The following is a 13228-nucleotide window of genomic DNA, read 5'->3' as shown; positions in this document are numbered from 1 at the left end:
CGCCGCCTCAGACGGCGAGCTCCTCGCAGTCGAAGTGGTGCTCCTCCACCTGGACCGTCGCGTGGTCCAGCCCGAACTCGTCGCGCAGCAGCGCCACGGAGGCCTCGAGCACCACGGTCGTGTCCACCCCGCGGTCGACGTCGACGTGCGCCGTGACCATGTCGGTGCCGGAGGTCAGCGTCCACACGTGCAGGTCGTGCACCCCGACGACGCCGGGCAGGCCGCACAGCCGCGCGCGGACGGCGGCGACGTCGACGCCCTTCGGCGCGCCCTCCATGAGGATGTGCAGCGCGTCGCGGCCCAGGCGCCAGGCGCGCGGCAGCACGAACAGGCCGATGCCGACGCCGACGATCGGGTCGGCGTACGGCCAGTCCGTCAGCAGCATCACGAGGCCCGCGAGCAGCACCCCGCCGGAGCCGATCATGTCGGCGAAGACCTCGAGGGCCGCGCCGCGGACGTTGATGCTCTCCTTCGCCCCGGCCCGCAGGACGAGGAACGAGAGGACGTTGACGAGCAGGCCCGTGGCGGCGACGAGCATCAGGCCCAGGCCCGGCACGTCGACCGGATCGCGGAAGCGGCCGACCGCCTCGTACAGGACGTAGCCCGCGACGCCGAACAGCAGCACGGCGTTGAACAGCGCCGCGAACGCCTCGAGCCGGTAGCGGCCGTACGTGCGCGTGTCGTCGGCCGGCGCCTGCGCGAAGGTGATGGCCAGCAGCGCGACGGCCAGCCCGGCCGTGTCCGTGAGCATGTGCCCGGCGTCCGACAGCAGCGCGAGCGAGCCGAGCGCCAGGCCGACGACGACCTCGACGACCAGGTACGCCGCCGTCAGTCCCAGCGCGATGGCGAGGGGCTTGCGGTGGCGGGCGCCGGCCGAGCCGGGGCCGCTGGGGAGTCCGTGGTCGTGTCCGTGGCCCATGGCTGCTCCGTCGACGGGGACGGACGGCCGACGGGCCGCCCGGGGCGACCCACCATACCACCACTAATTCGAGAGCGATTCCCACCAATAATGGGAAGGATTCTCACACCCAGGGGGCGTGGGACGGGGCGCGCCGCGGCCGCTCGCCGCGGCGCGCCCGGGCCTCAGGAGGCGATGCGGAAGCGGCCGACGAGCTCCTCCAGCTCGCTCGCCGTCATGGCCAGCTGCTGGGCGCTCGAGGAGATCTCCTGCGCGCTCGCGCTCGTCTGCTCGGTGGACGCCGCGACCTGCTCGGACGAGGCCGAGGAGCTCTCGGCCACCGCCGCGACGGCGGCCATGTCGTGCTGCACGCGCTCGGCGCTCGAGGCGATCTGCTCGACGGCGGTCGCGATGCCCTCGATGCGGGCGCTCATGTCGTCGACGGACAGGCCGATGCGCTCGAACGCGTCCCGGGCCTGCTCGACCGTCTCGGCGCCCTCGAGCGAGCGCGCCGCGCCGTCCTCGACGGCGACGACGGCCTGGCCGGTCTCGCCCTGCATCTCGGTGACGAGGTCGGCGATCGACGCCGCAGCCTGCTCGGACTCCTCGGCCAGCTTGCGGACCTCCTCGGCGACGACCGCGAAGCCGCGGCCCTGCTCGCCGGCGCGGGCGGCCTCGATGGCCGCGTTGAGCGCCAGCAGGTTCGTCTGCGCGGCGATGCCGGTGATCGTCTCGACGATGCCGCCGATCTGCTCGCTCTTCGCGGCCAGGCCCTGCATCGTCTGCGTCACGCGCTCGGACGACTCGCGCACCTCGCGCATCGCCGCGGTCGCCTGCTCGACGGCGCGCTCGCCCTCGGCGGCGACGGCGCGGGCCTCGCCGGCGGCGGCGACGGTGGCCTGGGCCGACTCGGCGCTCGTGCGGGTGGCCTCGGTGACCTCCTCGGTCGCCACGCGGGCGCCGGCGACGGAGCCGACCTGCTTCTCGGCGCCGGCGGCGACGTCGGAGACGGCCTGGGCGATCTCGTCGACGGCGCGCCCGGCCTCCTCGGAGTTGGACGCCAGCTCCTGCGACGCGGCGGACAGCGTCTGCGACGAGCCGCTGACCGCGCCGATCAGCTCGGACAGGTTGGACTGCATGTCGCGGAACGCGACGCCCAGCTCGTCCTTCTCGGACCGCGGCTCGATCGCCTGGGTCAGGTCGCCGCCCGCGATGCGGTGCGCGACGGCCGCCATCTCGCGGACGTAGTCGACCAGGCGACGGAACGCGGCGGCCATCTGGCCGACCTCGTCCTGGCTCTTGACGTCGACGTCCTGGTCCAGCTCGCCCTCCGCGATGCCCTCGGCGGCGCGCAGGACCTGCCCGACGCCGCCGCCGATGCTGCGGGCCAGCAGCAGCGCGACGGTGAGCGCGATGCCGACCGCCAGGGCGCCCAGGAGCAGGATCGCGGTGCGGCTGCTGGACGCGGTGTCCTTCGCGTCGGCGACCGCCTCGGTGGCGTAGTCGGCGTTCAGCTTCGACCACGCGTCGGCGTTGGTGCCGATCGCGTCGAACGGCTTCTGCAGCCGCCCGTTGAGGATCGCCAGGCCGCCGGCCAGGTCGTTGGCGCGGCCGCGGGCGAGCACCGCCGGCGTGTTCGCGATGTACGCCGCCCAGCCGCTCTGCGCGCGGCGCCAGAAGGCGCGGTCCTCGGCGCCGGTCACGAGCGGCGCGTAGCTGGCGAGCAGCTGCTCGACGGCGCGGCCGGACGCCCGCATCTTGGCCTCGTAGGTGGGCTTGTTCGCGTCGGCGACGATCAGCTGCTGCAGCTGCTGGCGCCGGTAGTCGCCCTGCTTGCCCTGGATCTTCGCGATCGCGGCGACGGACGGCAGGTTGCTCTCGCCGATCTGCACGCCCTTGTCGCCGATGCGGCCGGCCGACGACAGGCTGTAGACGATCACGACGACGAGCACGGCCAAGACGGCGCCGAAGCCGGCGAGCAGCTTGACGCGTAGGCTGCGGGTGAACCAGGACATGAGGGGTCTTCTCGCTCCGTAGGTGGTCCGGCCCGGATCCGTCCGGGCAGTAGTCCCCGTGATCGACCGCGCGGTCGGCCGGACCCATCCGGACCGGCCATCCGTCCAGGCGTCCGAGCGCCAGGTCGCCCGGGAACGGCGATAGCCGGATCCCCAGTATCTACGCGGTATCGCGGCCCGCGGCCGTCGTCCGAGGCCGGCGAGCGCGGCCCTTGGCGACCGCTCCGCGGCCGCGCCCCGGCGCCTCCCGCCGTCGCGCCTGCTACCCGGCCGAACCCCGTACACCGGCGGAGCGGCGAGCGACGAGTCGCCGGGCGCCCCGGGGCCGTCGCGCGCGCCGCCCCGGGCCCGCCCGCCGCACGCCCGCGCCCGGCCGCACGCCCCGTGCGCGCGGCTTGCGAGAATGGACGGTCCATGTCACGCCGTCCGGTCGATGCGAACCAGTCGTTCCCCGCGCTGGAGGAGGCGATCCTGGAGCGCTGGCGCGAGCGGGACGTCTTCCGCGACTCCATGCGCCGCCGTCAAGGCGCCGAGCCGTGGGTCTTCTACGAGGGCCCGCCGACCGCGAACGGCCGCCCCGGCAGCCACCACGTGCTGTCGCGCGCGTTCAAGGACGTCTTCCCGCGCTTCCAGACGATGCGCGGGCGCCTCGTCGAGCGCAAGGGCGGCTGGGACACGCACGGCCTGCCCGTCGAGATCGCCGTCGAGAAGGAGCTCGGCCTGTCGTCGAAGGCCGAGATCGAGGCCTACGGCATCGCCGAGTTCAACCAGCGCTGCCGCGACTCCGTCTTCACCTTCCTGGAGGACTGGAACGCCCTGACGGAGCGCATCGCGTTCTGGGTCGACCTGGACGACGCGTACCGCACGCTCGACGACGCCTACGTCGAGCAGGTGTGGGGCGCGATCCGCGCCATCAACGACCGCGGGCTGCTCTACGAGGGCCACCGCGTCGTCCCGTACTGCCCGCGCTGCGGCACGGCGCTCTCCAGCCACGAGGTCGCGCAGGGCTACAAGGACGTCCTCGACACCTCGGCGTACGTCCGCTTCCCCGTCACCGACGCGGACGGCTCGGCGCTGCAGGCGGGCGACGTGCTGCTCGCGTGGACGACGACGCCGTGGACGCTGCCGTCGAACGCCGCGCTCGCCGTCCATCCCGACCTGGAGTACGTGCGCGCCCGCGTGACCGGCCGCCCGGCCGACGGCGCGCACGAGCCCGCGCCCGAGGGCGAGGTCGTGGTGGTCGCGAAGGCGCTGCTCGACCGCGTCGTGCCGACGACGAAGCCCGGGCCGGAGAACGCCCCGGTCCCCAACGGCGTGCAGATCGAGGTGCTCGACACGCTGACCGGGGCGCAGTTGACCGGCGCGCGCTACCGCCCGCCGTTCACGTACATCGCCGCGGAGGACTGGGGCCCGCGCGGCAACACGGTCCTGCCGGCCGACTTCGTCACCGCCGAGGACGGCACCGGCGTGGTGCACACCGCCGTCGCCTTCGGCGCGGACGACTACGCGCTCGGCGTCGAGGCGGGCCTGGTCGTCCAGAACCCCGTCCGCCTGGACGGCACGTACGACGAGCGCATCACGGACTACGCGGGGCGCAACGTCAAGGACGTCGACGACGAGATCGTCGCCCAGCTGCGCCGCGAGGGCAGCCTGTGGCTGGGCAAGCCGTACGAGCACTCGTACCCGCACTGCTGGCGCTGCGGCACGCCGCTCATCTACTACGCGAAGCCGTCCTGGTACATCGCGACGTCGAAGATCCGCGACCAGCTCGTCGCGGCGAACGAGCAGGTCACGTGGCACCCCGAGCACGTCAAGCACGGGCGCTTCGGCAAGTGGCTGGAGGGCAACGTCGACTGGGCGCTGTCCCGCGAGCGGTACTGGGGCACGCCGCTGCCCGTGTGGCGCTGCGACGACGAGTCCTGCGACCACCTGCACTGCGTCGGCTCGTTCGCCGAGCTCGAGGGGCTCGCCGGCCAGGAGCTGACCGATCCGCACCGACCGTACGTGGACGACCTGACGTTCGCCTGCGCGCGGCCCGGCTGCTCGGGCACGATGCGGCGCGTCCCCGAGGTCATCGACGTCTGGTTCGACTCCGGCTCGATGCCGTTCGCCCAGCACGGCGAGACGCTGGAGCAGGTGCGCGAGGAGGGCCGCTGGCCCGCCGACTACATCTGCGAGGCGCAGGACCAGACCCGCGGCTGGTTCTACTCGCTGCTGGCGATCGCGACGCTGCTGCAGCAGCCGGTGCCCGCCGGGCTGCCCGCGGACGGCACGGTGCTGCCGGCCGCGCAGTCGCCGGACGCGGTGGCCGCGCACGACGGGCAGACGGGGGGCGGCGAGGCGCCGCTGCCGCCGTTCCGCGACGTCGTCTGCCTGGGCCTGATCCTCGACGCCGAGGGTCAGAAGATGTCGAAGTCGCGCGGCAACATCGTCGTGCCGTGGGACGTCATCGACCAGTACGGCGCGGACGCGTTCCGCTGGTACTTCTTCACCAGCAAGCAGCCGTGGGACGGCTACCGCTTCTCGACCGAGGCGATCGGCGAGGGCGTGCGCCTGTTCCTGCGCACGCTGTGGAACACGTACGGGTTCCTCGTGATGTACGAGAACGCCTCGCGCCACGAGAGCGCGGCGGCGGACGCGGCCGACGACCCCGAGTCGCCGAGCGCGCTGATGGACCGCTGGATCCGCTCCCGCCTGGCGGCCACGGTGGGCGAGGTCACGGAGCGCCTGGAGGGCTTCGACGTGACGTTCGCCGGCCGGGCGATCGCGGCGTTCGTCGACGATCTCTCCAACTGGTACGTCCGCCGTTCGCGGCGCCGCTTCTGGGAGGGCGACCCGGCGGCGCTCGCCACCCTGCGCGAGTGCCTGGTGACGGTCGCGCAGCTGCTCGCGCCGTTCACGCCCTTCGTCGCGGACGAGATCTACGACAACCTCGACGGGACCGAGCCGTCCGTCCACCTGACGGACTGGCCGACGGTCGGGGCCGACGGCGACGTGACCGCGCGCGTCGGTGGCGCGAACGTCGCGCTGCGGCGGGACGAGGAGCTCGAGGCCGCGATGGCGACCGCGCGCGAGACCGTGCAGCTGGGCCTCGGCGCCCGCGGCCAGTCGAAGCTGAAGGTGCGCCAGCCGCTGCACGAGGCCGTCGTCGTGGCGGCCGACCGCGAGCGCGCGGCGATCGAGCGCCTGGCCGACATCGTCCGGGACGAGCTCAACGTGCACGAGCTGCGCTTCGTCGCCGACGCGGACGAGCTGGGGTCGTTCGAGGTCAAGCCGAACTACCGCGCCCTGGGCCGCCGCTTCGGCAAGGCGATGCCCCAGGTGGCCGAGGCCGTCGCGGGCCTGGACCCCGCCCGCGCCGCGGCGACGGTCCGCGCGGGCGGCACCGTCGGGATCACGATCGACGGCGCCGAGCACGAGCTGTCCGAGGACGACCTGGTCCTGCGGATGGAGCCGCTCGAGGGCTACCAGCTCGAGCGCGAGGGCTCGCACGCCGTCGCCCTCGAGCTGCAGATCGACGACGCGCTGCGCCGCGAGGGCCTGGCCCGCGAGGTCGTCCACGCCATCCAGGCGGCGCGCAAGGCCGCGGGCCTGGAGATCACCGACCGCATCCGTCTGACGCTGGACGGCGACGAGGAGCTGCTCGCCGCCGCCCGCGAGCACGAGGCGTACGTGACGGGCGAGACCCTGACCGTGGCCCTGGAGTACGGCACCCCCGGCGGCGACCACCAGCACGGCGTCGAGGTCGAGGGCCTGCGCCTGGTCGTCGGCGTCGCGGCGGCCGCGGTCTGAGGACGCGGCGGCGGCGGAGCCGGGGCGGGGGCGGGTTCCGGCTGAGGGCCGCCATGCGGACCCGAGCCGGAACGGCCGGCGGGGCGGGCTCGTGTTCCGGCTGAGGGCCGCCATGCGGACCCGAGCCGGAACGGCCGGCGGGGCGGGAGCGGGTTCCGGCTGAGGGCCGCCATGCGGACCCGAGCCGGAACGGCCGGCGGGGCGGGGGCGGGTTCCGGCTGAGGGCCGCCATGCGGACCCGAGCCAGAACGGCCGGCGCGGCGGGAGCGTGTTCCGGCTGAGGGCCGGTATCCGGGCCCGAGCCGGAACGGCCGGCGCGGCGGGAACGTGTTCCGGGTGAGGGCCGGTATCCGGACCCGAGCCGGAACGGGCGACGGGGCAGGGACGTGTTCCGGGTGAGGGCCGGTATCCGGCCCTGAGCCGGAACAGCCGGCGCGGCGGGAACGTGTTCCGGGTGAGGGCCGGTATCCGGACCCGAGCCGGAACGGGCGACGGGGCAGAGACGTGTTCCGGGTGAGGGCCGGTATCCGGCCCTGAGCCGGAACAGCCGGCGCGGCGGGGACGCGTTCCGGGTGAGGGCCGGTATCCGGACCCGAGCCGGAACGGGCGACGCCCCACCGGCGCCTCGCCCCCGGCCCCGCGCCGGCTCGCCCCGCCGCCGAGCAAGAGCGCCGCCGCGCCCACCTCTCCATCCCGCTCCGCGGGGCGGTATGCCCTCGTGTGATCCGCCACGACACGCGTGCGTATCGCGCCGCGGAGCGTCGACGTCGCTGGTGCTCGCGCCGACTGCCACGACGCTCTGTACGGATTCGTACTCCGGTGGTACTGTTTGGTACTGCAATGAGTGCCACCGACCACCAGCGACGCGAGGAGCTGCTCCGCCTGCAGCGCGAGCAGGTGCTCCGGGGCGTCGCCGAGGCCCTCGCAGCCAAGGGCTGGTCGGCGACGACGATCGCGGACATCGCGGCCGCGGCCCGGGCGTCGCGCAGCACCGTCTACGCGCACTTCGCCGACAAGGACGACGCGCTGCTGGCGTTGCACGACGTCGTGCTCGCCCGGCTCGGCGCGTCCCTGCTCGCCGCGCACGAGCGCACCGACCGCTCGGCGGACTGGCGCACGCGCCTGGCCGCGACGACGACCGCCCACCTGGAGGCGCTGGCGTCGGCGTCCCCCGGCGAGCGCGCGTCGCTGCTCGAGGTCGCGTCCGTCGGCCCGGCGGCACGGCGCGCCCGCCGCGAGGGCCTGGACCGCTTCGCCGCGCTGGTGGCGGACACGAGCGTCGACCTGGCCGCCGGCGCCCCCGACGCCGAGCCGCTCACGCCCGCCCTGGCGCTGGCGGCCGTCGCCGCCGTCCACGAGCTCGTCCAGCGCGCCGCGGACGACGGGCCGGACGCGATCCGCGCCCTCGCCCCCGCCGCGACCGACGTGCTCGCCCGGCTGATGCGCCGCCCCGCGGCCGCCGCCGACCCCGGCCCGGCGCGGGTCGACGACACCACCACCCCCGCCGCCCCGGCCACCCCCGCCGCCGCGGTCCCCGCGGCCGCCACCCCCACCCCTTCACCCACCCGCAGCTGACCCAGAGGAGGGCAGCGAACATGACCCGCACCATCGACAAGGTCACCGTCCTGGGCACCGGCGTGCTCGGCTCGCAGATCGCGTTCCAGACCGCGTTCCACGGCGTCGACGTCGTCGCCTACGACATCTCCGACGAGATCCTCGAGACCGCGAAGCAGCGCTTCCACGGGCTCGCCGCCCGCTACACGCAGGACCTGCCGGACGCCGGCACCCGGGCCGAGGAGGCCCTCGGCCGCGTCCGCTACTCCTCCGACCTGGCCGACGCCGTCCGCGACGCCGACCTCGTCATCGAGGCCGTCCCCGAGGCGCTCGAGCTCAAGCGGCAGGTCTACACGCAGCTCGGCGAGCTCGCGCCCGAGCGGACGATCTTCGCGTCGAACAGCTCCACGCTGCTGCCGAGCGACATGGTCGACTTCACCGGTCGGCCGGACCGCTTCCTGGCGCTGCACTTCGCCAACGAGATCTGGCTGCACAACACCGCCGAGGTGATGGGCACGCCCGCGACCGACCCGGACGTCTACGCCGCCGTCGTCGCGTTCGCCCGGCGCATCGGGATGGAGCCCATCGAGCTGCGCAAGGAGCAGCCCGGCTACGTCCTGAACTCGCTGCTCGTGCCGCTGCTCAACGCCGCGTCCGCGCTGTACGTCGACGGGGTCGCCGACCCCGAGACGATCGACAAGACGTGGCGCATCGGCACCGGCGCCCCGGCCGGCCCGTTCCAGATCTTCGACGTCGTCGGCCTGAACACCGCCTACCACATCTCCTCGGTCTCGGAGAGCGAGAAGCAGCGGCGCTTCGCCGAGATCATCAAGGAGCGCTTCATCGACCAGGGCAAGCTGGGCGTCGCGACCGGCGAGGGCTTCTACCGCTACGGCGAGCAGGCCTGATCCACGACCGTGCTCCGGATCGGTGGGCCGGGCACGGAGCCCGGCCCACCGATCCACTAGCGTGGACCCCGTGAGCGTGTCCGGGCCAGCTCCCCTGGGAGCGGACGTGATGGGTCGCGGACTCGCGGCCCGCAGCCGTCGCGGTCCGGTCTTCGCCGGCGTCGACCTGGACGTCCCCGCCGGCGGGCTCGCCGTCGTCCACGGCCCCGGCGGCTCGGGGCGCAGCGCGCTGCTGCTGGCGCTCGGCGGCCGCCTGCGCCTGGCGGCGGGCGAGCTGCGGGTCGGCGACCACCTGGCGTCCCGGGGGCTAGGCGCCCTGCGCGCCGCGTCGACGGTCGCGCGCATCCGCCCCGGCATCGAGCCGGACGAAGGGGTGCGCGTCCGCGACCTGGAGCGCTGGAGCGTCCTGGCGTCGGCCGGCCGCAGCACCGCCGACGGCATCCACGACGCGTACGCCCTGCTCGGCGTCGACCCCGACCGCGCGCGACCGCTCGGCGACCTGCACCCGCTCGACGGGCTGCTCGTCGTCGTCGCCCACGCCGCCGCCGAGGGTCGACCGCTGCTGCTCGTCGACGACGTGGACGCCGGGCTGACCCCCGCCGACCTGGAGCGCGCATGGACGGCGCTCGACGCGCTGGCCGACGCCGGGCCGACCGTGATCGCCGCCGCCGTCGCCCCGCCCGCCGGCGTCGACCACGTGCCCGTGGCGCTCGGCCACCCGACCGGCGCCGATCGCGCGGTCGCCCGCGGCGGGGCGGAGGCGCCGACCGCCGACGGTGCGCCGCCGCCCGCGGACGCGTCCCCGCCCGCGGACGCGTCCCCGCCCTCCGCCGCGTCGCCGCGCTCCGCCGCGTCCCCGACCCCCGCCGCGTCGCCGGCCGTCGACCGTCCGCCCGACGGCACCGCGCCCGCCCCGTCGCGGCCGGACGGCGCCGACTCCGCCCCGTCGGCCGACGGCGACGCCGCCCCGGAGGGCCCCGCGTGACCGCCCTCCGCCTGGCCCTCTTCGAGCTGCGGCGCTTCCGCCGCGGCCTGCCGCGCATCGCGCTGCTCGGCATCGCCCTGGTGCCCCTGCTCTACGGCGCGGTCTACCTGTGGTCGAGCTGGGATCCGTTCGGACGACTGGACCGCGTGCCCGTCGCCGTGGTGAACGAGGACCGCTCGGTCGTCGTCCGCGACCAGCAGGTCGACGCCGGCCGGCAGCTCGTGGACCAGCTGCGCCAGAAGCGGTCGTTCGACTGGCGATTCACCGACGCCGGCGACGCCGCGGACGGGCTGAAGAGCGGCGAGTACCTGTTCTCCATCACGATCCCGAAGGACTTCAGCCGGCGCCTGGCGAGCCCGGCGAGCGACCGGCCGCGGCAGGCGAAGCTGGAGATCCGCGTGGACGACGCGAACGGCTTCATCGTCTCGCGCCTGGCGTCGTCGGCCCAGACGGAGCTGCAGCGCCAGGCCAACACGGCGGCCGTGTCCGCCTACGCGCAGACCGCGCTCGGCGACGTGGGCACGATCCGCGGCCAGCTCGAGGAGGCGCTGCGCGCCGTGCAGCAGGTGCGGCGCGGCACGAGCCGCGTGGCCGCGGGAGCGCGCGACCTGGTCGACGGCGTGGCGCCGCTCCGGCAGGGCACGGCGGCGCTGGCGGGCGCCGGGGCCGAGCTGCAGCGCGGACTGGCGAGCGTCGCCGGCACCGCCGACGCGCTCGCGGACGCCGCGGCCGATGCCGCCGGCCCCGCGGCCGCGGCGCTCGTCGACGCCGCCGAGTCCGCGCAGGACACCGCCGGCCTGGCCGCCACGGCGTCCGGCCGGTTCGCGAGCCGCGTCCGGCGGATCGACCGCGGCCTGGCCGACCTGGCCGACGACGCACCCCTCGTGGCGGACGAGCCGGCCTTCCGCCGGGTGCGGGAGCGCGCCCACGACGTGCGCCGCCAGGCCGAGCAGACCGACCGGGTGCTCGAGCAGGTCGACCGCCGCACGCGCCGCCTGACCCGCCGGGCGAAGGAGCTGCGCGCGCGGAGCGCCACCACCGCCGCGCGGCTGCGCGGAGCCGACGGCGCCGACGCCCTCGCCCGCGCCGCCCGGTCCGCGAGCGCGGGCCTGGCGGCCCTCGACCGGGCGGCGGGCGGCGCCGTCCCCGGCAGCCGCGAGCTCGTGTCCGCCACCGACGAGGTCGACCGCGGGGTGGCGCGCATCGAGCGGCGCCTGCGGGCCGGTCTGCGCCAGGTGCCGTCCCCCGACGCCCGCGAGCGGGCGCAGGCGGCGAAGGTGCTCGGCTCCCCGGTCACGATCGACTTCCAGGAGGACAACCCGGCCACGCTCTACGGTCGCGGGCTGGCCCCCTTCTTCTTCCCGATCGGGCTGTGGGTCTTCAGCATCTTCGTCTTCCTGCTGCTGCGTCCGCTCAGCCCACGGCTGCTCGCGTCGAACCTGCCGGCACCGACGGTGGCGCTCGCGACGTGGCTCCCCGCCGCGGCGCTCGGCCTGGGCGGCGCCGTCTTCCTGTTCCTGGGCGTCGAGATCGGCCTGGGCCTCGACGCCGACCACCCGCTCGCGACCGTCGGCGTGGCCGTCCTGACCGTCGCCACGTTCACGGCGATCATCCAGCTGCTGCGGGTGGCGTTCGGCGTCGTCGGGGACGCCGTCGCGCTGGTCCTGCTGATGGCGCAGCTGGGCTCGGCCGGCGGGCTGTACCCGCTCGAGACCACCGACGGGATCTTCCAGACGCTGCACCCGCTGCTGCCGATGAGCTACGTCGTCGACGCGCTGCGGGTGACGATCTCGGGCGGCCAGTCCACCCACGCGGTGCGCGCGGTGATCGTCCTGCTCGGCTTCCTCGTCGCGGCCCTGGCGCTGACGGCGCTGCTCGTGCGGCGCCGCCGCGTGTGGACGATGGGCGAGCTGAAGCCCGACGTCGAGCTCTAGGCGGGCCCGACCCGCGCCCACACGGCCCGGTGGTCGCTGCCCGGCAGCGCCAGGACGCCGGCGCGGTCGGCGCGCCAGCCGCCGCCGAGCAGCACGTGGTCGAGCTGCGGGCGGACGAGCCCGAGCGGCCCGCCCGACCACGTCGCCCGCAGGCCCCGGCCGGCGGCTCGGGCCGCGTCCTCGCACCCCGCGTGGAGGACCGCCCGCAGCGGCGAGTGGTCGATCGTCGCGTTCAGGTCGCCCGCGACGATCCAGGCGTCCCGGCAGAAGCCGCGGAGCGCCAGCAGGTCGGTGCGCCACCGCCCCTGGCTGCCGCCGGGCGGCGGCGCGACGGGGTGGACGGCGGCGACGGACACGCCCAGGGCGTCCAGCCGCACGCGCACCTGGCCGTGCGATCCGGGCGGCGTGGCCGCCGGCAGCGCCCGCGGCCGCAGACGGCCGGCCACCACCAGGGCCGTGACCTTCGCCGACGTCGCGTCGTCCGGCCACGCCGTCGCGTCGCCGAACGCCCGCCAGGGCCGCCCCGTCGTTCGGGTCAGCTCGGCGGCGATCGCGCGGGCCGCGTCACGGTTGGTCTCGGGCAGCGCCACGACGCGGGCCCCGGTGCGATCGACCAGGGCGGCGAGCGTGGCGGGCCGGACGCTCGAGCGCGCCGTGTTGGCCGTCAGGACGGTGACGGCGACGGCGCTGGGCCCCGGCCGCCCCGCGCCGACCGTCCGCGCCGCCACCTGCAGCGCGGCGCCGCCCGCCAGGACGACGACGAGCAGCGCCGGCACCACGCCGCGGCGCCGGCGGACGGCGCGGGCCAGCGCCGCGGCGCCCAGCAGCAGGACCGCGACCGCCAGCGGAGGGCGGAGCGCCACGAGCTGCGTGAACGGCAGGACGACGTCGAGGTGCCGGCCGCCCGGCAGCGGCACGTAGGGACTCCACAGGAGCAGCACCGCGAGCACGACCGCCGCGACGGCCGGCGCGCGACTGGCGGGGCGGCGCCGCATACGCGCGGGAGCCTACTGCCGGCGGACGTCGTCCCGGAGGCGCACGCCGTTCCGCCGTCGCCCCGAGACGACGTGGACATCCGTCGTATACAGCGCACGCCGGACTGGACGAGTATCCTGCGGACGGTGTACGTTGCGGCCCGTCGC

General features: G+C 75.7%; 8 protein-coding genes. 5 read left to right on the top strand and 3 right to left on the bottom strand.

Annotated elements, in window-relative coordinates; translation table 11 throughout:
- Positions 1–7 precede the first annotated feature (7 nt).
- Both J3P29_RS02045 and J3P29_RS02040 read right to left on the bottom strand, forming a co-directional pair.
- A complete protein-coding gene (locus J3P29_RS02045) occupies positions 8–919 on the bottom strand; it encodes a cation diffusion facilitator family transporter (protein WP_210491346.1) in 912 nt (303 codons plus the stop codon).
- Positions 920–1083: 164 nt separating this feature from the next.
- Positions 1084–2913, bottom strand: coding sequence for a methyl-accepting chemotaxis protein (locus J3P29_RS02040; protein ID WP_210491345.1), 1830 nt, complete (start codon positions 2911–2913; stop codon positions 1084–1086).
- A 414-nt stretch (positions 2914–3327) separates the two neighbouring features.
- Between J3P29_RS02040 and ileS the strand changes: the two genes are divergently transcribed.
- The 5 genes from ileS (at position 3328) to J3P29_RS02015 (ending at position 12086) form a co-directional block, all read left to right on the top strand.
- Positions 3328–6705, top strand: coding sequence for an isoleucine--tRNA ligase (gene ileS, locus J3P29_RS02035; protein WP_210491343.1), 3378 nt, complete (start codon positions 3328–3330; stop codon positions 6703–6705).
- 840 nt (positions 6706–7545) lie between these two features.
- Positions 7546–8280, top strand: a complete 735-nt coding sequence (locus tag J3P29_RS02030; protein WP_210491342.1) for a TetR family transcriptional regulator — start codon at positions 7546–7548, stop codon at positions 8278–8280.
- Between the two features lie 20 nt (positions 8281–8300).
- Positions 8301–9167 (top strand): 3-hydroxyacyl-CoA dehydrogenase, encoded by an 867-nt coding sequence (locus J3P29_RS02025; protein ID WP_210491341.1) that lies wholly within the window; start codon positions 8301–8303, stop codon positions 9165–9167.
- A 109-nt stretch (positions 9168–9276) separates the two neighbouring features.
- Positions 9277–10152: a hypothetical protein gene (locus J3P29_RS02020; RefSeq protein ID WP_210491340.1), complete on the top strand. Its 876-nt coding sequence runs from the start codon at positions 9277–9279 to the stop codon at positions 10150–10152.
- Positions 10149–12086 carry a YhgE/Pip family protein gene (locus tag J3P29_RS02015; RefSeq protein ID WP_210491339.1) on the top strand — a complete coding sequence of 646 codons (1938 nt, stop codon included), beginning with the start codon at positions 10149–10151 and terminating at the stop codon, positions 12084–12086. Before J3P29_RS02020 ends, J3P29_RS02015 begins: the two co-directional genes overlap by 4 nt.
- On the opposite strand, the gene J3P29_RS02010 is transcribed toward J3P29_RS02015, so the two are convergent.
- On the bottom strand, positions 12083–13081 hold the full coding sequence (locus J3P29_RS02010) for an endonuclease/exonuclease/phosphatase family protein (RefSeq protein ID WP_210491338.1): 999 nt from the start codon (positions 13079–13081) through the stop codon (positions 12083–12085). The two genes, J3P29_RS02015 and J3P29_RS02010, sit on opposite strands and share 4 nt — an antisense overlap.
- Positions 13082–13228 lie beyond the last annotated feature (147 nt).

Origin of the sequence: Patulibacter sp. SYSU D01012, from assembly GCF_017916475.1 — a bacterium.
Taxonomy (GTDB): Bacteria; Actinomycetota; Thermoleophilia; order Solirubrobacterales; family Solirubrobacteraceae; genus Patulibacter.
The sequence above is the reverse complement of the archived record's forward strand: the minus strand, read 5'-3'. Positions and strand labels throughout refer to the sequence as shown.